Genomic DNA, 22,507 nt, shown 5'->3' on the forward strand with positions numbered 1-22,507 from the left:
TGTGGTTAATACCTGAGCGAACGGGATAAGCCATTAAGTTGAATGACGCGTGGATGCTTCTGCGAGATCTTGCCTTTTGATGATGCGAGAGGCCGACGATGCGCAAATCTGTCCCGGCACAGTTTAACTTCTGAATGGCATCCTCCTGCCATCGGCCTTCCTATCTTTGGCGATGCCGCTTCAAAACGAAGGCCTCGTCCTTCGGGCCTAGCCCTTTAAGTAGGATTTTGATCTGCTGCGCGAACCGGTCTTTCGCCGCGTCGGGATCGGGTTTCACATGACCCAAATAAGTGCGCACTTCCGTCTGGTACAATGCATAAATTATAGACGTCACCGTCTCGGCGCTGTCACTGGAACTTATGGCGCCATTGTCCAGATTGGCTTCAACGACCCGCCGAAAGAGGGTGACGAGGTTGTCTCTACTGTTCTTGAACCGCCCGACCTGCTTGCCCGCCGAATAAAAGTACATCTCCCTCAAGGCGTAGCGAGAAATTTCCGGCCTCCTTGCGAAATGAACGAAATGGTATTCGGCAATAGACAAGACGTTGTCGAGAAACGACAGGGCCGGATCGATCCCCTGTTCCGCCTCGACGACGGTCGCCTCGAGCTCGTCGTTGCAAATCAGGAAAAGTAGATCCCGCTTATTTTCAGCATAGTTGAAGAGTGTCCCCAGAGCGACGCCTGCAATCTTGGCGATCTCCCTCGTTGTGGCGTCATCGAACCCCTTCGTCAGGAAAAGGGCGAGCGCGGCGTCCTTGATGCGCTGGAGCTTTTCCGCCTTCTTGCGAACACGTTTCGATACTTGATCGGTTTGACTGATCTCGGCAGCCGGATCGTTCCCGCTTTTTTCGAATAGGGGGTCATCAGCAATGGCCCCCGTTGCATTAGCCACTTCCCGATTCATAGGGACCTTAACCTCCACGGCAGGCATCTCATCTGGCTCAATTCTGTCTCCGGCCAATCCTCTAGGCTTTGCCGTCATCATTCAATAGCGACGTGCGGTTCTTGTTCTTGCCTACAGAGAAAGCCACAACCTCGATGGCCACTTCACTTATCGCAGAACCTCGCCCGTCTCACCGTCGAAGAAATGCAAATTAGCCGGATTGATAGCCCATTCCGCAGTTTCCCCCTCGGTATAGCGCCGCCCGCTCGGCAACCTTGCCACGATACTGACCCGATGACTTTGTGCTTCCAGCCGCAGGTTCTCGGCTCTGGTCTTGTCCACATCCGCGGCCAGCTCTAGCGCCGAAATGGACGCGACCGGTTCCGCGTCGAGTTCGAGATGAACCAACTGCTCCGGCGGCAGCATTTCCACAAGTCTGATCTTGGCCGTCAATCGCGGGGCCATCGGATCTGCGCCTTGTGGGTCCTCAAGGTGCTCAGGACGAATCCCAATCACGAGGTCCCTGTCGTGATAGTTCGACAACCGCCCGTTCCGGAGGACATCACTGGTAAGAGCGATCTGCTGCCGGCCGATCTCGCAGACACCAAACGGATTGCCATTGGTAACCCGGCCTTGAACCAGGTTCATGGCAGGCGATCCGATGAATGACGCTACAAACAGGTTGGCCGGTTTTTCATAAAGCTCTACTGGAGCCCCGACCTGTTGCAGGACCCCTTTCCGCATGACGGCGATGCGATCGCCCATGGTCATCGCTTCGACCTGGTCATGGGTGACATAGAGCGTCGTCACTCCGAGATCCCGCTGCATCCGGGTTATTTCGGCACGCATCTGGACACGCAGCTTCGCGTCGAGATTGGAAAGGGGCTCATCCATGAGGAAGGCTTTCGGGCGCCTGACAATGGCGCGCCCCATGGCGACGCGCTGCCGCTGGCCCCCGGAAAGATGCTTCGGACGACGGTCGAGATGTTCTTCCAGGCCGAGCGTTCGGGCAGCCGCCTGCACGCGTTGCTTGACCTCAGCGGCGGGCATGTTTCGGTTCTGCAGCGGAAAGGCGATGTTTTCGAAGATTGTCATGTGCGGATAAAGTGCGTAATTCTGGAAGACCATCGCAATGTCGCGGTCGCGGGGTTCGAGATCGTTGACCACCCTGTCGCCGATCGTCAGCTGTCCGTCGGTGATGTCCTCGAGGCCGGCCGCCATCCGCAATGCTGTCGTCTTTCCGCAACCGGAAGGGCCCACGACGATCATGAACTCACCTTCCCGAATTTCGAGATTGAGGTTGTCCACCGCCTTGGTGCCGTCCGCATACCGTTTCGTGATGTTCTTGTAGATGATGGAAGCCATGTGTTTCAGCACCTTGTTGCGGTCAGCTTTTGACGCCGCCGGTAAAGCCTTGGATCAGTTGCCGCTGAGCAACGAGATAGAAGCCGAGAATTGGAACGAGCGACACCAGAACGGCAGCGAACACCATGTTCCAGCGGGCGGTGAACTCGCCTACGAAGCCGTAGATTGCCACCGGAAGTGTCGGCGACTGGCTTCCGGAAAGGAAAATTAACTGCATGAAGAAGTCATTCCAGATCAAGAGGCCGGTCATAACGGCGACGGTGGCGGTGATCGGCCGTAGCAACGGGAATACGATCCGGAAAAAGATCCGCGAACGGGTCGCGCCATCCACTTCGGCGGCCTCTTCGTAGTCGACCGGCAAGGCGCGAACAAAGCCGCTGTAGAGGAACACCGCCATCGGCAGGAAAAGTCCGGTGTAGAGGACGATCAGTCCTATCTGGTTGCCAACGAGGCCCAGGCTACGCATAGACGAGAACAGCGGAACCACCGCCAGCTGGTAGGGCAAGATGATTCCCACCACGAAGAAAGTGTAAAGCCACCCCGCCAGGCGCTGGCGGTTGCGTGAGATGACGTAAGCCGTCAGCGAACCGAAGAAGATTAGCAGGGCCACGCTGCCGACGGTGACGATAATGCTATTGGCAAGCGCCGTCCCGAGCGAAACGCCCGCTGTGCCCTCCCAGGCACGGCTGAAATTGTCCCATCGCACTTCGCTTGGAAATGACATCGGCGCCGTGAAGACTTCCATGTCGGGTTTCACCGCGACGATCGATAGATAATAGAAAGGAACGCACCAGAGCGCGGCGAGCCCGAGGAGCAGGAGCTCGAGCCCGTAGGTCTTGAGTGTGTATCGATGCTGTCCCATTACAGACGGTTCTCCCTGGCCCTTAGAACCAAAATTTGAGCTCCGGAAACGGCGAGTACCAGGAAGGTGAGTACGAGCGCGAACGCTGCGCCATAGCCGAAATTTCCGAAGACGAAGGTCTGCTTGTAAATCTGCGTCGTCAACGTCTCCGACGCGTAGCCGGGTCCACCGCGGGTGAGCGACATCACCTGGTCGAAGGCACGTAGGCCTAGGATCGTCGTGACGCTGATACTGATCGTGGCGGCCGGGGCAAGCAGCGGGAAAGTGATACGACGGAAGCGCCGCCAGCTGCTCGCTCCGTCGACTGCCGCCGCCTCGTTTAACTCAACAGGAATGCTCTGAAGGCCGGCAAGATAGAAAGCCATGCAGAGACCGGCGAACTGCCAGACCATGACCAGCCAGACGGACCAGAGCGAAAAGAACGGGTCTGCGGTCCAGACGCGCTGGAAGGACTGAAGTCCTACGAAACCCAGCAGGGTGTTCAGCGGGCCTTGGGCCTCCAGGATAAATTGCCAGACGTAACCGATCGCAAGCGAACTAATGGCCACCGGCGCAAAGAAGAGGCTTCTCAGGAAAAAGCGGCTGCGCAACCGGGCATTGAGCACGAGCGCCAGCACTAGGCCGATAACGTTGGTCGCAATGACGAAGCCGATGGCCAGCGACAAGGTGTTGACCAGTGCGCCGACCGCATCGGGATTCGTCAGGATGGCGCGAAAATTCGCCAACCCGACATAGTTGGGCGCCGTCAGCCCGTTCCAGTCCGTAAATGCATACCAGCCTCCGGCTGCGACTGCGGCATAGTGGAATAAAAATGCGACGACAACAGCAGGCAATGCCCAGACAAGCGGAGCACGCTGTCGCCGCGCTCTACGCGAAGACGATGACATGTTTAGCCTTTCAGAGGGAAAATGAGGGAGAGGCGAGTTGACCGGCCTCTCCCAGGTCACCGTCAGCGCCCGGCCAGGTCCAGGTCCTTAAGGACCTGCTCGCCGGTTTTCTGGCCTGCGAAGAGGGCGTTGCCGCTAGCGATCAGCGCGGCACGCAACTGCGGTTGCTGCCATGTGTGATGCGGGATCTCACGATCCCGGTCGGCGGCGAAGAACGGAGCCATTTCGGCCAGGGCGCCCTCGTACTTGTTGGCGGCCGCGTTGGAAGGCGTCGTGCCGCCGGCAATCTTTGCGTAGGTCGTCTGCTGTTCAGGCTTCGACAACCATTCAAGGAATGCAATGCCGGCAGCGGCGTTCTTCGACTGGGCGTTCAGGCTCAGGGCATCATTGTAAAAACCGATCGCCACGGTCTCGTCAGCGCTCTTGGCGGGGAAGGGGCGCATCCTAAGGTCAAGGGTGGGATTCATCGCCATGACGGCGCCCATGAACGTCGTGGGACCCACCGCCATCAAAGCCTGGCCGGAGGCGAGCTGCGCGAAAGCCTGCGGCGACGTGGTCGCGGCAATGCCAGGCACGAAGCACTTCGCATCGATCATTTTCTTGACTCGTTCGAAGGCATCCTTCCAGCCCGCCGATTCCGCGAAGTTCACCTTGCCGTCGGTCCGCTTCTCGTTCCAGCTCGGGTCCTTATTGTAGACGGCGCTGACGGCAACAGTCTCCAGGAAATAGAACGGCGAAGCGCCGGAAATGGTCAGCGCGCTCTTGCCCTTCTGCTGGGCCTGACCGCACAGAGCGATCAGATCGTCGAACGTCTTCGGCGGGGCGGCGCCGAGGGCGCTCAGTTCCTTGGCGTTGTAGATCAGCCCGACGTTCAGCAACGCGAGCGGCAATCCGTACAGCTTTCCGTCGGCCCAGAACTCAGGAACGATCTTTTCGTTGAAGTCCTTGGCGAAACTTGCCTTGGAGAGATCGCCGAGCCGTTGTGATTTCGCCAGCGGCAGCATCGACTCGGGCGCCCCCCAGCCTCCGTTTGTGAAAATCAGATCAGCGCCGGCGCCAGCTTGGAGCTGCGTCAGCAGAGCCTGCGCGTAGGCATCTCCTGACGGAAACTGCTGGACGACGACCTGAACGTCGGGGTTGGCCTTGCCATAGGCCTCGCCAAGAGCCTGGAAAGCCGTGCCTGAACCGCTTGCCGGCGCGAGAACACGAATGGTGTCCTTCGCTACAGCCGGAACTGCGGCAAGGATCACGGCGCCTGCAATTCCCACTCCCTTTAGGAAAGGGTGGTGCAGCCAGCGTAAAGAAAGGGAATTGGCATTAACGGTTATCATTTTATTTCCTCCCTTAAAATGATAAAATATCTGAACACGTTCATTTAATCGAAGTCAAGTAGCCATCTGGATCGATCGCCGTTAATTGACCGTAGCTTGCGGTGTTCCCGGCACTCGAGAAATTTTCTATTGACGAATGACTTAGATAAATAAATGATCATGTTCATTATGGCGATGGGTTGAGGCGCTGTAATGGAGGAAACTTCCGGGCAGCACCTGGCGCGTCCCGGATAGATTCTGCGCAGCACGCAGATGGAGGACAATCAGCATGATGTTCGATAAGGTCATAGACCCAGGTACGCTCGTTTCGACGCCTGAGGGGTTCACCATCGGTATTCGCATTCCGTGGTATAGGGCGCTGCCGCTGTCCACGATCGAAGTCAATCTTCTCAAAGTGGACGGGCAGGAAATCCCCCTCGAAACCCTGTTCTTTAACCTCAATGGAAAACGCCGGACGCTGGTCGAACTCGAGACCATCGTCGACGAGACCTGGTTCATCACCGACACGGCCGTTCTGGAGGTGATGGGTTATCCGCTGGAACCCAGTTCCGAGCATGAAGTCGAGGCCGTCGTTGCAGTGCGCCCCCCTTATCTCAAGGGCGGGATGCGCCGCGTCGGACATATCACCCGGATAATGAAGGCCAATTGACATGACGCAGGCAGATATCAAGCTTGGCTCAACGCTTTACGCGTTCACCAACGAATTTCACCAGCGGAAGTACAATTTCGAAGACCTGGTCCGCGAGGTAGCGAAGAGAAATCTTGGTCCGGGTCTCGAAGTCGTCGGGTTTCAAAGTTTCAGGGGCTTCCCGACGGTTTCCGACGATACAGCGGCCCGCTTCAAGAATCTGATCGCCGAAACGGGCCTGACGCCCACCTGCCTCGGGATCAATGCCGACAACTGGAACCGCCGGGACTACACGATGTCCCACCAGGAATCGGTGGAATATCAGGCCCTGCAGATCAAGGCTGCTGCAAAGCTCGGTTTCCCGGTGCTTCGCTATCAGTATGCCGCAGGCCCGGAAGCCATCCGCGAGCTCGCGCCGCTCGCAGAGGACCTGGGCGTGAAGCTCGGCCTGGAAGTGCACGCGCCGCACAGCATCAACCATCCGGAAGTCATGGCTTACCGAGAGATGTATGCACAAACGAATTCGCCCTATCTGGGGTTCATCCCAGACTTCGGCTCTTCGGCAAGGACTATCCCGCCGATCTATCTACAGTACTTCCGCTCGCGCAACGTGCCGGAAGACGTCATCACACATGCCGTAGCGATGTGGCACGAGGACAGCGATCGCTTCGCCAAGCGGGTGAACTTCCTCGAATGGGCGAAAGGGATCAATCTCCCCGATTCGCTGGCGGCCGAAGTTCCGATCATCTTCGGCCTGTTCAGCCAGCAGCCGCTGAGCAACTGGCTGGAGATCATGCCGCAGACCGTCCATGTCCACGGCAAGTTCTACGGCGTCGATGAGAGCGGCGAAGATCCGTCAATGGATTACAACGGCATCATCAAGGTTTTCCTCGAGGGCGGCTATCGCGGCTATATCTCGAGCGAATGGGAAGGCCATCAGGTCAGCGACGAGGACGGCTTCGAAAAGGTAGCCCGTCATCACCAGATGCTTTTCCGCATTTTGGCTGAAAATCGCTGACGCCCGGCTGCCGTCGAAGCAGCCTACCCGCAAATTGAAAGACGTTCATGAAGACGTTTGACTACGTGATCGTGGGGGCGGGTTCGGCGGGCTGCGTGCTCGCCAACCGATTGTCCGCAGATGGCCGGGCGCAAGTGCTGCTCATCGAGGGGGGATCGTCCAACGCCCATCCGTTCGTACGCATGCCCCGCGGCTTCATAAAGCTCTTCGGCAAGCCGAGATTTTTCCGCTCCTTTCCAGTCGCACCGCAACTGGGCCGGCCGGCGGAAAGCTGGAGCTACGGCAACGGTCTGGGTGGGTCGAGTTCCGTAAACGGAACGTGGTATCTTCGCGGGATGCCCGCTGACTACGACGGCTGGGAAAAGCTGGGCAACGCCGGGTGGAACTGGCAGGAAATGCTCAGGGTCTTCAGGGGCCTTGAGGACTACCAAGGCGAAGGCGCGGACTCCACACGGGGCAGGACTGGTGAATTGCAGATCACTTCATCGCCTTATCGCTCTCCCGTGCTCGATGCGGTGCTCAAAGGGGGGGCGGCAATCGGTCTGCCGATCCTCTCCGACATCAATTCACCAAATGCCGAAGGGATCGGCTACACCCAGTCCACGGTTGATCGCCGCGGGCGCAGGGCTTCCAGCTACAGAGCGTTCGTAGAGCCTATCCGCGGCAGACCCAACCTCACGGTTTTGACCGGCACGGAGGTGAAGCGGGTCGTTTTCGAGGAGACGCGCGCCGTTGGCATCGAATGCGACCAGGCGGGCAGCACGATCACGTTCGGCGCAACCCGGGAAGTTATCATCTCGGCCGGCGTGTATTCGTCGCCTAAGATCTTGCAACTGTCCGGCGTCGGCCCCCGCCGCCTGTTAGCCGGGCTTGATATCCCCGTCGTCAGGGAACTGGACGCGGTTGGCAAGAACCTGAGCGACCATACCATGATGACGCTCAATTTTCGCCTTCTCGGAGATCCAGGTCTCAATCGCGAATTTTCGACATGGCGTCTCTATCGCCACGTCCTCCAATATTACGTCGCCGGCAAGGGGTTGATGGCGTTCACAGGGCCGCCCTTGACCGCTTTGATTTCAAGTGACGGAAACCGACACTGGCCGGACATTCAGATTGGCATCGCGCCGGTCACGATGAATTCGACAAAGGCCCGCAAGGCCGACCCTGGCCGGGGTCTGCTCGAAGACAAACCGGGCATCATGTTCAATGCCTTTCAATTGAGGCCGAAGAGCAAGGGCGAAGTGAACATCCGCTCGTCCAGCTTCCGCGACAACCCGGAGGTGGACGCACGGTGGTGGTCGGACGATTCCGACCGAAAGCTCGCGATCCAAATCGTCAGGCTCATCCGGAAGTTTGCGAAAGCGCCGACGCTTGCTCGCTTCATTGGCGAGGAAACGGTGCTCAGCGACCGGTATCAGACGGACGATGAGATCGCCCAGGAGCTTACCTGGATCATGAGTCCCGGCCTGCACGGAACGGGGAGTTGTTCAATGGGGTCCGACGACCGGACATCGGTGGTGGACGCGAGGCTGAGGGTTCACGGATTGCAGGGCCTGCGGGTTGTGGATTGCTCGATCATGCCAACTCACGTTTCCGCCAACACCAACGGTCCAGCGATGGCAGTTGCGGCGCGAGCGTCGGAACTGATCATTGAAGATTGGAGGACAGCCTGATGGCAGGAATCCATCACGAAGACCGGCTTGGTTCCGGTCGGGACCTGTCCGCCACTATGACGTTTTCATCAAGCAACCGGATAAATGGAGGAGGAAAACAATGAATGTTAGCCTACTGATCGGTGATAGCCAGCCTGCTGCGAGCAACGGCAAGGTTTTCCAACGGCTTAACCCGTTGAGCGGCGAAGTCGCGACCGAGGCGCCAGCCGCTACCCTTGAAGACGCTGATGCAGCGGTTGCGGCCGCTGCCGCGGCATTTCCTGCCTGGTCGGCGCTCGGCCCCAATGCAAGGCGTGCCCTGCTGCTGAAAGCTGCGGATACCTTGGACACCATGCGCGAAGACTTCGTGCGCACCATGATCAACGAAATCGCGACGACCGAAGTCTGGGCCTCGTTCAACGTCAAGCTGGCAGCCGGGATGTTGCGCGAAGCCGCATCGCTGACGACTCAGGTTGGGGGCGAGGTCATTCCATCGGACAAGCCGGGCTGCATCGCCATGTCTGTGCGACAGGCGGCGGGCGTGTCCCTGGGCATAGCCCCTTGGAACGCTCCGATCATTCTCGGCGTGCGGGCCGTCGCAATGCCGGTCGCATGCGGCAATACCGCCGTGCTGAAGGCGTCTGAACTGTGCCCCGGCACCCACCGCCTGATCGGCGAAGTGTTCAGCAAGGCCGGCTTCCCCGCCGGCGTCGTCAATGTGATCACCAATGCGCCCGAGGATGCGCCCGCGATCGTCGAGTGCCTCGTCGCCCACCCCGCCGTTAAACGGATCAACTTCACAGGTTCGACCCGCGTCGGCCGCATCATTGGCGAACTGGCCGCCCGACATCTGAAGCCGGCGCTGCTCGAACTCGGCGGCAAGGCTCCGTTGATCGTTCTTGCCGACGCCGATCTCGACGCCGCCGTTGCGGCCGTCGCTTTCGGCGCCTTCATCAACCAGGGGCAGGTCTGCATGTCGACGGAGCGGGTAATCGTCGATGAGACCGTTGCGGACCGTTTCGTGGAAAAGCTTTCGGCCAAGGCTACATCGTTGCCAGCGGGCGATCCGCGGTCCGGACCAGTGGTCATCGGTTCGCTGATCGACGAGGGACCGGCACGGCGGGTGATCGAATTGATCGAGGACGCCGTTTCGAAAGGCGCCAAGCGGGTCGCGGGCGGAGACCGGTCCGGAACCATCGTACCGGCGAGCGTGGTGGATCGTGTGACGAAGGATATGCGTATCTACAGCGAGGAAAGCTTCGGACCCGTTGTGTCAGTCATACGCGCCAGCGGAGTGGAGGAGGCCATCCGCCTAGCCAACGATACCGAATACGGACTTTCGGCCGCAGTTTTCAGCCGCGACGTGGCGCGAGCACTAAGCGTCGCCAAACGAATTGAGTCCGGAATCTGCCACATCAACGGGCCGACGGTCCACGACGAGGCTCAGATGCCGTTCGGCGGGGTCAAGGGATCGGGCTACGGCCGTTTCGGCGGACAGGCCGGGATCGCGGAATTCACGGACTTGCGCTGGATCACCATTGAGACCGAACCGCAGCACTATCCATTCTGACAACATACATTTGGATTAATTGAGGCATCTTAGATGGCAAATCATAAACTTACGGTTCGGGAGGCAACCTTGGACGTGCTTCGCTCCTTCGGAGTGGACCGCGTCTTTGGAAACCCCGGATCGACGGAACTCGCGTTTCTGCATGACTGGCCGGACGATATCGAATATGTCCTTGGCCTGCAGGAAGCCTGCGTCGTCGGCATGGCGGACGGATATGCCCAGGCCACCGGACGGGCGGCCTTCGTCAATCTGCATTCGGCTGCCGGTCTCGGCCATGCGCTCGGAAACCTGTTCACGGCATTCCGCAATAAGACGCCGCTGGTCGTCACGGCCGGCCAGCAGGCGCGCAGCATCTTGCCCCTGAGGCCGTATCTCTTCTCCGAAGAGGCAGCGCAGTTCCCGAAGCCGTATGTGAAATGGAGCATCGAGCCGGCGCGGGCGGAAGACGTGCCGGCGGCGATCGCCCAAGCGTTCCAGATCGCCATGCAGCATCCTCGCGGCCCGACCTTCGTGTCGGTTCCGTCGGATGACTGGGCACGCCCTGCATCCGTTCCGCCGAAGCGACGGATCGCGACAGATTTCGAACCGGATGTGGTCGCCATCGAGCGGCTGGCCGAGGCGATCGGGCAGGCGAAGGGGCCGATATTCATAGTTGGAGCCGATATCGACCGGAACGGCGCCGTCGACCAGATGGTAGCCGTCGCTGAAAAGGCCAATGCGGCGGTGTGGGCGAGCCCGATGTCTAGCCGGTCGAGCTTCCCCGAACGTCATCCGCTCTTTGCTGGCTTCCTGCATGCGGCTCCCGGTGCGCTTGCGGAGGCGTTGCGCGGCCGCGATCTCATTGTCGTCTTCGGTGCACCCGTCTTTACCTTCCATGTCGAAGGTTATTGCGACCTTCTGACGAACGGTATCCCAATCTGGCAGATTACCGACGATCCGACCGATGCAGCAGCGGCAACTCCCGTCGGCGAGAGTATCATCGGTACTATGCGCAAGTCGCTTGCCGCGCTTCTGTCCGCCTTGCCAGCGACGACCGACCGGAAGAAGCCGAAGCCCCGGCGTCTGCCGCCGGCGCCCAGCCCGACGAATCCCATTCTGCCCGGCTTTGCCCTCAACCGGCTGTCGGACCTGCTGCCGCCCGATGCCATCGTCGTCGAGGAAGCGCCGTCCCACCGGCCGGCGATCCAGGAATATCTGCCGCGTCCCGGCGCGGACAGTTTCTACACCATGGCGAGCGGGGGGCTCGGATACAGCTTGCCGGCTTCGGTCGGGGTCGCTCTGGCCCGTCCCGGCCGGCGTATCGTCTGCCTGATCGGTGACGGATCGAGCATGTATTGCATCCAGGGCATCTGGACGGCTGTACAGCAAAAACTTCCCATCACCTTCGTGGTCATGAACAATTCCGGCTACGGCGCGATGCGGTTCTTCAGTCGGATCATGCAGTCGGAACGGCCGCCCGGAATCGACCTGCCGGGGTTGAACTTCGTTTCCCTGGCGCAGGGTTTCGGTTGCGAAGCGGAACGCGTGACCCGGGCGGAGGACTTGGATGGGGCCCTCGCCCGGGCTTTTGAAAAAACCGGGCCGTCGCTGGTGGACATCGCAGTGGACGATGCTGTCGCCATTCTCTTCGAAGAGGGCGCGGACAAGAGGAAAAAACAAACAGAGGAGGCGTGAGGGTGAGGATCGTTATAGCGAGTGTGATATCGGCCGGCTTGCGGGTGGGCTGTGCCTGAATGGAAAGCGCCTCGAAATTTAGGCTTTCTAATCATAGGAAAGTCTGCAGGCCTCCCTCCGCACCTGACGAACTGGGAGAGATTGCGAAATTATATGGCACTTTGAGAGGAACAGGTGACATGAAGCTCACCGCCGCGCAAAATCAGGAGCGGCGAAGAAAATTCGGGGGATCGACACCCCAAACGATTGCATGAGGATCAGGACAGCCGGCGGAATAATTGGAGCGATGTGATCGCCACTATCGGTCTACTTTATGGAGTGATCACGCCAACCGAGGCAGGTGCTATCTGCGTCCTCTATGCCAAAGGTGCGGGGGCGTTCGTTTGCGGTCAAGGATCGGCTGCTTCGAGTGCATGTGCAGTTTGCCAGGTGTGTGGTGAGCAATGGAGAGCTTCCGACACTTCATCAGAAAGCGGGTCTTCTCGTGAGTGTGGTTCAGTGCGTCGTTGTTTAGGTTTCACACCGAGGCAGGGTGAACCGAACTTGCCTTTTCTCCCAAAATCGTCTCGGCGATCATGGCAGCTGCAGCAACATGCGCTCGGCAGGCCTTAGCGGCCGCCTCAGGATCGTTGCACTCAATACCCGCGAAAATCTCTCGGATCTGAGCTGGACCCGATGTCATCCGGTTGGCGCTCGAGAGCGTCATCACGCGCAGCCGTGATATACGGCTGTTCAAGCGGCTGACAATGTCCCAAGCAATCGTGTGGCCGCCAGTTCGGAAAATAATCTGATAAAAACTGGTCGTTGCGTCCAGTATTCCCAGCGGAGAATTCTGGCGCGAGGTCCGGTCGAGTTCGTCGAGGGCCTCACGAAGCTGAGCTTTTACGTCCTTGGTAGCGACCCGCGCACAATCGGCGACGGCTGTGGCCTCCAAGGCGGCTCTAATCTCGTAAATCTGCCGGGCGTCGTCCCATTCCAGTCGGGCGACGATCGGTCCCTGCTTGGCGATCATCTCGACGAGACCTTCGGCCTCCAGATGTCGAATGACCTCTCGAATGACCGAACGAGACACGCCAAGGTGGTCGCAAAGTGTGCGTTCCACCAAACGCCCGCCGGGTTCGAAGAGCCCGCTGATAATGGCGCGCCGCATTCGCTCAAGCGCCATTTCCCGTAACGTAGCGGGCGGCGTTTCGATGCGCAGGGCGGCGATGGTGTCGGCGGGTTTCATCATGTCTCCTCTTTAGCTTCAAAAAATGATTCCGGCAAGTGCTTGACATGCGGTCTTATGGTATACCAACATACAGAAGCTGAAATTGCAGGGAGGAATTCCATGGCACCGGTGATCCGCAAAACGTTTCTCCAGATCGAAACGACACTCGTCGAGGGCGGCAAGGGGGTGGCGAACCCGCTGAAGCTGATAGCAGCGCTCGCCGTCGTCAAGAACCCATGGGCGGGGCGCGGCTTCGTGGAAGACCTGAAACCGGAAATTCATGCCGTAGCCCCGGTTCTCGGCGAACTGCTGACCAAGATGATCATCGAGACTGCTGGTTCCGGCGAGATCATCGAAGCCTACGGCAAGTCCGCCGTCGTGGGTCTGGACGGTGAAATCGAGCATGGTTCGGCGCTCATCCACACGCTGCGTTTCGGCAATCATTACCGCACTGCCGTCGGCGCCAAATCTTATCTCGCCTTCTGCAATACGCGTGGCCCCGCCAATGCCCCGATCATGATCCCGTTGATGGACAAGAACGACGAGGGCCGCCGCTCCCATTACCTGACGATCCAGTGCACGGTCCCCGATGCACCCGCTGCCGACGAAATCGTCGTCGCGCTCGGCGCGTCGATCGGTGGCCGCCCGCATCACCGTATCGGTGACCGATACCAGGACTTGAAGGAGCTTGGCCACGATGTTGCAAACCCTGCAGCGGTCTAAGACACGTTCCGGCACTGCTTATGTCGACCACGGAAATGGGGACGAGACACTTGTCCTCATCCATGGGGTCGGGATGCGGATCGAGGCCTGGGGACCGCAAATCGAGCGGCTTTTGAAAGATCATCGCGTCATTGCCGTCGATCTTCCGGGCCATGGTTTCTCCGCGTTGCTCGATGACCGACCGGAACTGCCTAACTTCGTCGCTTGGTTCGCAAAAGTGGTCGATGAATTGGGGCTTGGTGCGGTCAATGTCGCGGGTCATTCAATGGGGGCGCTGATTGCTGCGGGATTTGCGGCAACAGTGCCTTCAAAACTCCGTCGGATCGCCCTGCTGAACGGCGTCTATAAGCGGACCCCGATGGCGCGCCAGGCAGTCGAAGCCCGCGCCGACGAGATCTTCAGCGGCGCGTTCGATCGTGAAGCACCGCTGGACCGGTGGTTTGCGCCGGATGAAAAAGACGGCGAGGCATACGCGCTAGTCCGCGAACTGCTGCAAAAGGTCGACCCCGGCGGATATGCAGCGGCTTACCGCGCCTTTGCAACCGGAGACGCCGTCTACTCCGATAGCTGGCCGCAGGTGACATGCCCGGCATTGTTTCTGACGGGTGACGGCGACAAGAATTCGACGGCCGAAATGGCCGAAGAGATGGCGAGAGCTGCACCTCAAGGACGGGCATTCGTGATCGAAGGCCATCGACACATGGTCAATCTCACGGCGCCGGAGGAGGTGAGTAAGGCACTGGCCGACTGGCTCACTTGGCAGCCGGAGCGGGTAAGGGAGGAATGGGAGGAGTGACAACGAGTGATCCAAGAGCTCTTCGCGATGCGTTTGGCGCGTTCCTGACAGGCGTGACCGTCGTTACGACGATCAATGACGACGGAGCCCCGATCGGTTTCACCGCCAACAGTTTTACGAGCGTTTCGCTCGACCCGCCGCTGCTTCTGATCTGCCTGGCAAAGACTTCGCGCAATTACCAGACGCTGATGACCACCAGAGGATTTGCGGTCAACGTCCTTTCCGAGGATCAGAAGGATGTCTCCAACACGTTTGCGCGCCCGGTCGAGGATCGGTTCGCTGCTGTCGATTGGCAGAAAGGCCCATTTGGTTCACCGGTTTTTTCCGACGTCGCCGCATGGTTCGATTGTTCGGCACACGAGCGCGTCGAGGCCGGCGATCATGTCATTCTTATCGGACGGGTTGAGGCATACGAAAACTCCGGTAAAATCGGCCTAGGCTATGCCCGTGGTGGCTACTTCACCCCCGCCTTGACCGAAAAGAACCTTCTGGAAAATGTCGAGGGCAGTCTGACGATTGGGGCCGTCGCAGAGCGGGCAGACGAGGTTCTACTCGTACCGGACGCGCATGGCGGCTGGACCTTGCCGTTCGTAGACAAGGTCGAAAGCGAGGGCATGGAGGCGTTTGAGCCGCAGTTCACCTCCGAGATTGGTCTGTCGATCCAGACAGGACTGCTCTACTCCATCTACGAAGATACCAACGCGGGGCGTCAGCACATCATCTATCGCGCAGCGCTGGGCGAAGGCACGCCCAAAATCGGCCAGCTGTTTCCGGTTCAACAGCTGCCCCTCGATAAGATCCAGGATTCGGCGGTCCGCGAGACCGTCAAGCGCTACGCCCAGGAGAGCATGCTCGGCAATTTCGGGATCTATTTCGGCAACCACGAAAAGGGCCGCGTGCACGTCGTGGCAAAAAAGGGTGACCTATGAAATTCTCGCTTTTCGTTCATATGGAACGGCTGGATGCCAGCCAGAATCATGAAGAACTCTACGAAGAATTCCTGAAGCTGTGCGAGATCGCCGACAAAGGAGGCATGCATGCCATCTGGACCGGCGAGCACCACGGCATGGACTTCACCATTGCGCCAAACCCGTTCGTCAGCTTGGCGGATCTCGCAAATCGCTTCAAGAACGTGCGTCTTGGCACCGGGACGGTGATTGCGCCGTTCTGGCATCCGATCAAACTCGCCGGCGAAGCGGCGATGACCGACATCATTTGCGGCGGCCGTCTCGATCTCGGCATCGCTCGCGGCGCCTACAGCTTCGAGTACGAACGTTTGCTGCCGGGCCTCGACCCATGGGGAGCCGGCCAGCGAATGCGAGAGCTGATCCCCGCTGTCAAAGGCATCTGGGCTGGTGATTATGCCCATAACGGCGAGTTCTGGAAGTTTCCGTCGACGACCTCGGCGCCGAAACCGGTGCAGCAACCGCACCCGCCGATCTGGGTGGCCGCACGCGATCCGAACAGCCACGAATTTGCTGTCGCCAACGGCTGCAACGTACAGTGCACGCCACTGGCCAATGGGGAGGCTGAAATAGCCAGCCTGATGGAACGCTTCAAAGCAGCGTGCCAAAAAGCTTCGCAGGTGAAACGTCCGAAGATCATGCTGCTTCAGCATACCTATGTCGGATCAGACGAAGCCGATATCGCGCAGGCGGCCAAGGAAATCAGCACCTACTACAACTACTTCTTCGCCTGGTTCAAGAACGAGCGACCTATTAGTCAAGGACTGATCGAGCAACTGACCGAAGAAGAATTGACAGCAAACGCTAACTTGTCGCCCGACAGGATGGTCACCAGCATGCCGATCGGAAACGCAGCAACGGTTATTGATCGTCTGAAGGTTTATGAACAGCAAGGCTGGGACGAATATTCCTTCTGGATCGACACCGGCATGAGCTTCGAACGCAAGAAGGCGTCGCTCGAACGCTTTATCGCCGACGTCATGCCAGCATTCAAGTGAGGCTCAGATGCAAAGCTTCCAGCAATACATAGACGGCGTCTTCGATGACGGTTCTGCGCGGTTCGACAGCGTCGACCCGGCAACCGGCAATATCTGGGCTTCCATGCCGGAAGCGCGTGAAGCCGATGTCGATCGCGCGGTAAAGGCGGCCGAACAGGCACTGTGGTCAGGCGCGTGGCCGACGATGACGGCAAGCGCCAGGGGTAAGCTCCTCTACAAACTTGCGGATTTGGTCCAGGCCAACGCCTACCGCCTTGCTGAACTGGAAACCCGTGATACCGGCAAGGTCATCCGCGAAACCTCGGCGCAGATCGCTTATGTCGCCGATTATTACCGCTATTATGCGGGGCTCGCCGACAAAATCGAAGGTTCGACACTCTCCATCGACAAGGCGGAGATGGATGTCTGGACGCGGCGCGAGCCTGTCGGTGTCGTTGCGGCGATCGTGCCGTGGAACAGCCAGCTATTTCTCTCCGCGGTCAAGATAGGTCCGGCGCTTGCCGCTGGCTGCACACTGGTGATCAAGGCTTCGGAAGACGGTCCCGCGCCGATGCTGGAATTTGCGCGGCTCATACATGAAGCCGGGTTCCCGAAAGGCGTCCTGAATGTCATCACCGGCTTCGGCCCCTCCTGTGGCAGCGCGCTCACCCGCCACCCCGGTGTCGCCCATATCGCCTTTACCGGCGGTGCGGTGACGGCTGCGCATGTGGTGCGCAATTCGGCGGAAAACCTTGCAAGCACCTCGCTGGAACTCGGCGGCAAGTCGCCGTTCATCGTTTTTGCCGACGCCGATCTGGAAAGCGCTGTCAACGCCCAAGTGGCAGGAATTTTTGCCGCAACAGGCCAGAGTTGCGTCGCCGGATCCCGGCTGATCGTCGAACGGTCCGTGAAAGACGAATTCGTCAATCTGCTCAAGGCCAGGGCCGAGTCGATCCGTATCGGTACGCCGCTCGACATGGCGACCGAAGTCGGCCCGCTCTGCACTAGCCGCCAGCGCGATCATGTCGGGCAGATCGTATCAGACTCCGTCGATGCCGGCGCGAAGGTCGTAACTGGTGGCCGAGCAGGCGAAGGCGACGGCTTCTATTACCTGCCGACGATTCTCGACTGCGACGGCATCAATTCGCCGTCCGTCGAAATTGAACTATTCGGCCCTGTCCTGTCGGTCCTATCATTCACCAACGAGGACGAAGCCGTAGCATTGGCTAATGACACCCGCTACGGTCTAGCCTCCGGCGTCTTCACGCAGAACCTGACGCGGGCGCACCGCATGGTGAAGAAGATCCGAACTGGGATTGTCTGGATCAACACCTACCGGGCCGTCTCGCCGATCGCGCCGTTCGGCGGCTATGGACAATCGGGCCACGGACGTGAAGGCGGGCTTGCGGCTGCGCTCGATTTCACCCGCACCAAGACCGTTTGGCTCAGAACGTCCGACGATCCGTTCCCCGACCCCTTCGTCATGCGGTGAACCATGTTCTACGAGATCAGGACCTACAGACTGAAGAATGGCGCCATCCCCGAATACCTGAAGGTGGTCGGGGATGTCGGGATCGCCATCCAGAAGAAACATCTCGGAAATCTCGTCGGTTACTTCTCTTCGGAGATCGGACTGATCAACGAGATTGTCCACATCTGGGGCTATGAGACCCTCGATGACCGCCAGGCGAGGCGCGCCGGGCTGGCGGCCGATCCGGAGTGGCAGGCCTTTCTGCCGAAAATACGCGATCTGATCGTCACGGCCGACAACAAGATCATGTCACCAACCGCATTCTCGCCCCTAGGTGGCACGACGGCGGTCTAGGGCTCAAACCAGCACTTTCTCAGGGAGGAGAAAACATGAAGAAACATACGATAATTGCTCTATTTGCAATCGCATTCGGTTTTGCCGGGCAGGCGAACGCGGCGGACATGGTATTCACCAGCTGGGGCGGCACGACCCAGGATGCTCAAAAAGAGTATGCCGATAGCTTTACTGAAAATACAAAAATCAACGTGGTGCAGGACGGGCCGACGGACTATGGCAAGCTCAAAGCGATGATCGAGTCCGGCAATGTCACTTGGGATGTCGTGGATGTCGAAGGCGATTATGCTGTTCAAGCAGGAAAAGCAGGACTGCTGGAGAAGCTTGATTTCACGATCATAGACAAGAGCAAGCTCGATCCGCGTTTCGTAACTGACTATTCCGTCGGAAGTTTTTATTATTCCTTCGTCGTCGGTTGCAACAAGGATGCCGTTGACACCTGCCCCAAAACCTGGGCCGACCTCTTCGATACGACAAAGTTCCCTGGCAAGCGTACGTTTTACAAATGGTCTGCACCTGGCGTGATTGAAGCAGCGCTCCTCGCTGATGGTGTTCCAGCGGAAAAGCTCTACCCGCTCGACCTCGATCGTGCCTTCAAAAAGCTCGACACGATTAAGGCAGATATTATCTGGTGGGATAGCGGCGCTCAGTCTCAGCAGTTGCTGGCATCCGCGGAAGCACCGTACGGCTCGTTCTGGAACGGTCGCCTCACGGCGCTGGCTCTCACCGGCGTGACGGCCGAGACGTCGTGGGCAAACAATATCACAGCGGCAGACTCGCTTGTCGTTCCCAAGGGTACAAAGAATAAGGAAGCCGCGATGAAATTCATCGCGCATGCGACGAGTGCCGAGAGTCAGACGAATTTTGCAGCCGCCACAGGCTACGCTCCGATCAATCTGGATTCGCCGGCACTGATGGACCCTGATACCCGCAACTCGTTGCCGGACAAGAAGGCCGAGGGCCAAGTCAACGCAGACATGAATTATTGGGCCGAACATCGCGACGAGATCGGTAAGCGCTGGTACGCCTGGCAGGCTAAGTAATCAGCATCTGATGCAATCAATAAGCACGGGCCGAGTTGCCGGCCCGTGATTTTCCGAAAGGAACTGGGAGGTTTGCAATGGTTATGTCGGCAACGACTGACGGTGGACAGAGAACGCTCCGGCGTGACGGCAGTTTCGGCTATGTCGCCCCGGGGCTGCTTCTGATCGTATTCTTTTTCGTCGTCCCCGTGCTCATGCTGCTGATGCGCAGCGTGCTTGAACCTGCGCCCGGTCTCCAGAATTATGTGGAGCTTTTAGGCTCTACGACCTATCTCCGCGTTTTCATGAACACCTTCATCGTTGCGGGGCTGGTGACCGTGGTGTCGGTCCTCATCGGTTATCCGGTAGCGTGGCTCCTGGCAATCATGCCCGATCGGTGGTCGCGGCTGGTGCTGGCGATCATCATTCTATCGATGTGGACCAATTTGCTTGCCAGGACATATGCCTGGATGGTGCTGTTGCAACGGACCGGTGTCATCAACAAGACGTTGCTGAGCCTAGGCATCATCGACAAGCCGCTTTCCTTGGTCAACAATCTCGTCGGCGTCACCATCGGCATGACCTATATCATGCTGCCCTTCGTGATCCTGCCGCTGATCGGCGTTCTGAAGTCGATCGATCCGGCAATCCTGCGCGCGGCCGCACTCTGCGGCGCCAATAAGCGGCAGTGTTTTGCCCGCGTCTTGCTGCCGCTGTCGCTGCCGGGCCTTGCCGCCGGTGCTTTGATGGTCTTCGTCATGTCGCTGGGCTACTACGTCACGCCCGCACTTCTGGGCGGCACGTCCAACATGATGCTAGCCGAACTCGTGGCGCAATTTGTGCAGTCGCTGGTTAACTGGGGTATGGGCGGAGCCGCCGCACTCGTTCTGCTGATCGTGACGCTTGTGCTCTACGCCATTCAGCTCAAATTCTTCAACCCCAATCGGGCGAGGTGAACCATGCTGCTCGATTTTGAGAGACTTGCCGGCCTGCGGCCATTCCTGATCGGCCTGACAGTTGTGGTCTGTCTGTTCCTGATCCTGCCGATCGTCTTTATCGCGGCGCTGTCGTTCGGCTCGTCGCAGTGGCTGATCTTTCCGCCGCCGTCATGGACGTTCAAGTGGTATCAGACCCTTTTCAGCGATTCCCGCTGGCTCTATTCGGCCCTCACTAGCCTAAAGATCGCGGCGATCGTGACAGTGCTTTCTATCGTGCTCGGTTTCCTTGCCGCACTTGGCCTGAACCGGGGTTCGTTCATGGGGCGCGAAGCCCTGCGCGCCCTGTTCCTGACGCCGATGATCCTCCCCGTCGTGGTGCTCGCCGTTGCGTTATATGCGCTGTTCCTGCAGCTCGGGCTGGCGGGCACCACGATTGCTTTCATCGTCGCCCATCTGCTGATCGCGCTACCTTTCTCGATCATATCGATCGGCAACGCGCTGGAAGGGTTTGACAAGTCGATCGAAGATGCGGCGATCCTCTGCGGCGCAAGCCCCTGGGAGGCACGGCTTCGCGTGACGGTGCCCGCCGTCAGCCACGGTATTTTCGCCGCCGCGATCTTCTCGTTTCTCGCTTCGTGGGACGAAGTCGTTCTCGCCATCTTCATGGCAAGCCCGACGCTACAAACGCTGCCGGTCAAGATCTGGGCAACCCTCAGGCAAGACCTGACGCCGGTGATTGCAGCCGCATCTACCATTCTCATTGCGTTTACCATCCTGCTGATGGTGCTCGCCGCACTTTTCCGCAAGGGACGTAAAGTATGACCGAGCCATTTCTCTCCATTCGTAGCATCCGCAAGACGTATGGCCAGGTCACTGCGGTGAAGAACGTGACCATGGACGTCGCCGAGGGCGAATTCATGACTTTTCTCGGGCCGTCTGGTTCAGGCAAATCGACTACGCTGTACATCCTTGCCGGATTCCAGGACCCGACCGATGGCGACATTCTTCTTAAGGGCCAGAGCCTTTTGTCGACGCCATCGCACAAGCGCAACATCGGCATGGTGTTTCAGCGCTACACGCTGTTCCCGCATCTGAGCGTCGGAGAAAATGTTGCGTTCCCGCTACGTATCCGGCGTGCCAGCCAGGTGGAAATCGCTGAGCGCGTCAAAAAGGCGCTCAAACTAGTCCGGCTCGAAGGTTTTGAGGAGCGCAAGCCGGCCCTTATGTCGGGCGGCCAGCAGCAGCGCGTCGCACTCGCCCGCGCGCTGATCTATAATCCGCCTGTGCTGCTCATGGACGAGCCGCTATCGGCCCTCGACAAGAAGCTGCGCGAGGAGATCCAGTTCGAGATCCGCCGCATTCACCAGGAAACCGGCGTGACCATTCTGTACGTCACCCATGATCAGGAAGAAGCGCTGCGGCTTTCCGATCGCATCGCCGTGTTCAGCGAGGGTGAAATCGACCAGATCGGAACCGGCCAGGAACTTTACGCCAATCCCGCCACGCATTTCGTGGCGGGATTTATCGGAGACAGCAATTTCATCAACGCCGAGGTTTTATCGAATGAAGGCGGCCAGGCGCGATTGTCGCTGTCCGGCGGTACGGTAATCGACGGCGTGCCCGTGCATGCCGGCAAGTCTGGCGGCAAGTCCGTGTTGCTGCTCCTGCGGCCGGAGCGGCTGTCGCTTTCGACCCGGCCACTCGATAGCGGGCTTGTTGTAACAATCAATGACATTACGTTTTTGGGCAACAACATAGAGGTCACCACCCACACCGGCAATGGTGAAAGCCTCTCCGTGCGGCTGCCGTTTGGCCACGAAGCGATCTCCAGCATTAGCCGTGGCGACAAAGCCTGGCTAAGCTTCGAGCCGAAGTCGACGCACGCATTCGCCTGATCCGTTTGTTCGCTGCGGCGGCCAGGACGGCCCCAGCCATTGTTTAGTTTTAAACGATTCAGGAGACCTACGCCATGGCGCTGTCCAAGACACTTCTTGCGAAACTGAAAAATCCGTCGCTTGCCACCGACAAGGCGTTGATCGCCGGCCAATGGCAGGCAAGCGGTGAAACCGGTGCGACCTTCGACGTCAGCAATCCATCGACGGGGGAGGTGATCGCGAGCCTGCCGGATATGACCCGAGCCGACGCCGCCCGCGCCATTGATGCCGCGCACACGGCGCAGAA

22 protein-coding genes are annotated in these 22,507 nt (G+C 59.0%); 16 read left to right on the forward strand and 6 right to left on the reverse strand.

Annotated elements, in window-relative coordinates; translation table 11 throughout:
- Window positions 1–160 precede the first annotated feature (160 nt).
- From C5L13_RS27505 to C5L13_RS27525, 5 genes are all read right to left on the reverse strand, one after another.
- Window positions 161–985 (reverse strand): TetR/AcrR family transcriptional regulator, encoded by an 825-nt coding sequence (locus C5L13_RS27505; RefSeq protein ID WP_105386455.1) that lies wholly within the window; start codon window positions 983–985, stop codon window positions 161–163.
- Between the two features lie 66 nt (window positions 986–1,051).
- Window positions 1,052–2,248, reverse strand: a complete 1,197-nt coding sequence (locus C5L13_RS27510) for an ABC transporter ATP-binding protein (RefSeq protein WP_105386456.1) — start codon at window positions 2,246–2,248, stop codon at window positions 1,052–1,054.
- Between the two features lie 22 nt (window positions 2,249–2,270).
- On the reverse strand, window positions 2,271–3,110 hold the full coding sequence (locus C5L13_RS27515; protein WP_105386457.1) for a carbohydrate ABC transporter permease: 840 nt from the start codon (window positions 3,108–3,110) through the stop codon (window positions 2,271–2,273).
- On the reverse strand, window positions 3,110–3,997 hold the full coding sequence (locus tag C5L13_RS27520) for a carbohydrate ABC transporter permease (protein ID WP_105386458.1): 888 nt from the start codon (window positions 3,995–3,997) through the stop codon (window positions 3,110–3,112). Before C5L13_RS27520 ends, C5L13_RS27515 begins: the two co-directional genes overlap by 1 nt.
- 62 nt (window positions 3,998–4,059) lie before the next feature.
- Entirely contained in the window at window positions 4,060–5,328 is a 1,269-nt protein-coding gene (locus tag C5L13_RS27525) for an ABC transporter substrate-binding protein (RefSeq protein WP_105386459.1), read from the reverse strand.
- A 268-nt stretch (window positions 5,329–5,596) separates the two neighbouring features.
- Between C5L13_RS27525 and C5L13_RS27530 the strand changes: the two genes are divergently transcribed.
- The 5 genes from C5L13_RS27530 to mdlC all read left to right on the forward strand — a co-directional run bounded on the left by C5L13_RS27530 (window position 5,597) and on the right by mdlC (window position 11,870).
- On the forward strand, window positions 5,597–5,977 hold the full coding sequence (locus C5L13_RS27530; protein WP_105386460.1) for a C-glycoside deglycosidase beta subunit domain-containing protein: 381 nt from the start codon (window positions 5,597–5,599) through the stop codon (window positions 5,975–5,977).
- Window position 5,978: 1 nt separating this feature from the next.
- Window positions 5,979–6,974, forward strand: a complete 996-nt coding sequence (locus C5L13_RS27535) for a sugar phosphate isomerase/epimerase family protein (RefSeq protein WP_105386461.1) — start codon at window positions 5,979–5,981, stop codon at window positions 6,972–6,974.
- A 47-nt stretch (window positions 6,975–7,021) separates the two neighbouring features.
- The gene (locus tag C5L13_RS27540; RefSeq protein ID WP_105386462.1) at window positions 7,022–8,647 is read left to right on the forward strand and encodes a GMC family oxidoreductase; all 1,626 of its coding nucleotides are present in this window, start codon (window positions 7,022–7,024) and stop codon (window positions 8,645–8,647) included.
- Window positions 8,648–8,747: 100 nt separating this feature from the next.
- A complete protein-coding gene (locus C5L13_RS27545) occupies window positions 8,748–10,196 on the forward strand; it encodes an aldehyde dehydrogenase (protein WP_105386463.1) in 1,449 nt (482 codons plus the stop codon).
- Between the two features lie 33 nt (window positions 10,197–10,229).
- Window positions 10,230–11,870, forward strand: a complete 1,641-nt coding sequence (mdlC, locus tag C5L13_RS27550) for a benzoylformate decarboxylase (RefSeq protein ID WP_105386464.1) — start codon at window positions 10,230–10,232, stop codon at window positions 11,868–11,870.
- A 517-nt stretch (window positions 11,871–12,387) separates the two neighbouring features.
- On the opposite strand, the gene C5L13_RS27555 is transcribed toward mdlC, so the two are convergent.
- Entirely contained in the window at window positions 12,388–13,101 is a 714-nt protein-coding gene (locus C5L13_RS27555; protein ID WP_105386465.1) for a GntR family transcriptional regulator, read from the reverse strand.
- A gap of 99 nt (window positions 13,102–13,200) precedes the next feature.
- On the opposite strand from C5L13_RS27555, the gene C5L13_RS27560 reads away from it, so the two are divergent.
- The 11 genes from C5L13_RS27560 to C5L13_RS27610 all read left to right on the forward strand — a co-directional run.
- Window positions 13,201–13,803, forward strand: coding sequence for an amino acid synthesis family protein (locus C5L13_RS27560; protein WP_105386466.1), 603 nt, complete (start codon window positions 13,201–13,203; stop codon window positions 13,801–13,803).
- Window positions 13,778–14,599 carry an alpha/beta fold hydrolase gene (locus C5L13_RS27565; RefSeq protein ID WP_105386467.1) on the forward strand — a complete coding sequence of 274 codons (822 nt, stop codon included), beginning with the start codon at window positions 13,778–13,780 and terminating at the stop codon, window positions 14,597–14,599. Before C5L13_RS27560 ends, C5L13_RS27565 begins: the two co-directional genes overlap by 26 nt.
- Window positions 14,596–15,528: a flavin reductase family protein gene (locus tag C5L13_RS27570; protein WP_245571507.1), complete on the forward strand. Its 933-nt coding sequence runs from the start codon at window positions 14,596–14,598 to the stop codon at window positions 15,526–15,528. The genes C5L13_RS27565 and C5L13_RS27570 overlap by 4 nt, the downstream gene beginning before the upstream one ends.
- A complete protein-coding gene (locus tag C5L13_RS27575; RefSeq protein WP_105386469.1) occupies window positions 15,525–16,562 on the forward strand; it encodes an LLM class flavin-dependent oxidoreductase in 1,038 nt (345 codons plus the stop codon). The genes C5L13_RS27570 and C5L13_RS27575 overlap by 4 nt, the downstream gene beginning before the upstream one ends.
- A 7-nt stretch (window positions 16,563–16,569) precedes the next feature.
- The gene (locus tag C5L13_RS27580; protein WP_105386470.1) at window positions 16,570–18,033 is read left to right on the forward strand and encodes an aldehyde dehydrogenase; all 1,464 of its coding nucleotides are present in this window, start codon (window positions 16,570–16,572) and stop codon (window positions 18,031–18,033) included.
- A gap of 3 nt (window positions 18,034–18,036) precedes the next feature.
- A complete protein-coding gene (locus C5L13_RS27585; RefSeq protein ID WP_105386471.1) occupies window positions 18,037–18,366 on the forward strand; it encodes an NIPSNAP family protein in 330 nt (109 codons plus the stop codon).
- 107 nt (window positions 18,367–18,473) lie between these two features.
- Window positions 18,474–19,409: an ABC transporter substrate-binding protein gene (locus tag C5L13_RS27590; RefSeq protein WP_245571509.1), complete on the forward strand. Its 936-nt coding sequence runs from the start codon at window positions 18,474–18,476 to the stop codon at window positions 19,407–19,409.
- A gap of 77 nt (window positions 19,410–19,486) precedes the next feature.
- Window positions 19,487–20,344: an ABC transporter permease subunit gene (locus C5L13_RS27595; RefSeq protein WP_105386473.1), complete on the forward strand. Its 858-nt coding sequence runs from the start codon at window positions 19,487–19,489 to the stop codon at window positions 20,342–20,344.
- 3 nt (window positions 20,345–20,347) lie between these two features.
- Window positions 20,348–21,148 carry an ABC transporter permease gene (locus C5L13_RS27600; protein WP_105386474.1) on the forward strand — a complete coding sequence of 267 codons (801 nt, stop codon included), beginning with the start codon at window positions 20,348–20,350 and terminating at the stop codon, window positions 21,146–21,148.
- Entirely contained in the window at window positions 21,145–22,221 is a 1,077-nt protein-coding gene (locus C5L13_RS27605) for an ABC transporter ATP-binding protein (protein ID WP_105386475.1), read from the forward strand. The genes C5L13_RS27600 and C5L13_RS27605 overlap by 4 nt, the downstream gene beginning before the upstream one ends.
- 74 nt (window positions 22,222–22,295) lie before the next feature.
- On the forward strand, window positions 22,296–22,507 hold a 212-nt coding region (locus tag C5L13_RS27610), incomplete at its 3' end, for an aldehyde dehydrogenase family protein (protein WP_158693547.1).

Origin of the sequence: Neorhizobium alkalisoli (assembly GCF_002968635.1) — a bacterium.
GTDB lineage: Bacteria > Pseudomonadota > Alphaproteobacteria > Rhizobiales > Rhizobiaceae > Neorhizobium > Neorhizobium alkalisoli.

Excerpts from the sequence above, each read along its gene's own strand:
- C5L13_RS27505 (WP_105386455.1), bottom strand. The coding sequence starts at position 985 with ATGATGACGGCAAAGCCTAGAGGATTGGCCGGAGACAGAATTGAGCCA.
- C5L13_RS27510 (WP_105386456.1), bottom strand. The coding sequence starts at position 2,248 with ATGGCTTCCATCATCTACAAGAACATCACGAAACGGTATGCGGACGGC.
- C5L13_RS27515 (WP_105386457.1), bottom strand. The coding sequence starts at position 3,110 with ATGGGACAGCATCGATACACACTCAAGACCTACGGGCTCGAGCTCCTG.
- C5L13_RS27520 (WP_105386458.1), bottom strand. The coding sequence starts at position 3,997 with ATGTCATCGTCTTCGCGTAGAGCGCGGCGACAGCGTGCTCCGCTTGTC.
- C5L13_RS27525 (WP_105386459.1), bottom strand. The coding sequence starts at position 5,328 with ATGATAACCGTTAATGCCAATTCCCTTTCTTTACGCTGGCTGCACCAC.
- C5L13_RS27530 (WP_105386460.1), top strand. The coding sequence starts at position 5,597 with ATGATGTTCGATAAGGTCATAGACCCAGGTACGCTCGTTTCGACGCCT.
- C5L13_RS27535 (WP_105386461.1), top strand. The coding sequence starts at position 5,979 with ATGACGCAGGCAGATATCAAGCTTGGCTCAACGCTTTACGCGTTCACC.
- C5L13_RS27540 (WP_105386462.1), top strand. The coding sequence starts at position 7,022 with ATGAAGACGTTTGACTACGTGATCGTGGGGGCGGGTTCGGCGGGCTGC.
- C5L13_RS27545 (WP_105386463.1), top strand. The coding sequence starts at position 8,748 with ATGAATGTTAGCCTACTGATCGGTGATAGCCAGCCTGCTGCGAGCAAC.
- mdlC (WP_105386464.1), top strand. The coding sequence starts at position 10,230 with ATGGCAAATCATAAACTTACGGTTCGGGAGGCAACCTTGGACGTGCTT.
- C5L13_RS27555 (WP_105386465.1), bottom strand. The coding sequence starts at position 13,101 with ATGATGAAACCCGCCGACACCATCGCCGCCCTGCGCATCGAAACGCCG.
- C5L13_RS27560 (WP_105386466.1), top strand. The coding sequence starts at position 13,201 with ATGGCACCGGTGATCCGCAAAACGTTTCTCCAGATCGAAACGACACTC.
- C5L13_RS27565 (WP_105386467.1), top strand. The coding sequence starts at position 13,778 with ATGTTGCAAACCCTGCAGCGGTCTAAGACACGTTCCGGCACTGCTTAT.
- C5L13_RS27575 (WP_105386469.1), top strand. The coding sequence starts at position 15,525 with ATGAAATTCTCGCTTTTCGTTCATATGGAACGGCTGGATGCCAGCCAG.
- C5L13_RS27580 (WP_105386470.1), top strand. The coding sequence starts at position 16,570 with ATGCAAAGCTTCCAGCAATACATAGACGGCGTCTTCGATGACGGTTCT.
- C5L13_RS27585 (WP_105386471.1), top strand. The coding sequence starts at position 18,037 with ATGTTCTACGAGATCAGGACCTACAGACTGAAGAATGGCGCCATCCCC.
- C5L13_RS27590 (WP_245571509.1), top strand. The coding sequence starts at position 18,474 with ATGGTATTCACCAGCTGGGGCGGCACGACCCAGGATGCTCAAAAAGAG.
- C5L13_RS27595 (WP_105386473.1), top strand. The coding sequence starts at position 19,487 with ATGGTTATGTCGGCAACGACTGACGGTGGACAGAGAACGCTCCGGCGT.
- C5L13_RS27600 (WP_105386474.1), top strand. The coding sequence starts at position 20,348 with ATGCTGCTCGATTTTGAGAGACTTGCCGGCCTGCGGCCATTCCTGATC.
- C5L13_RS27605 (WP_105386475.1), top strand. The coding sequence starts at position 21,145 with ATGACCGAGCCATTTCTCTCCATTCGTAGCATCCGCAAGACGTATGGC.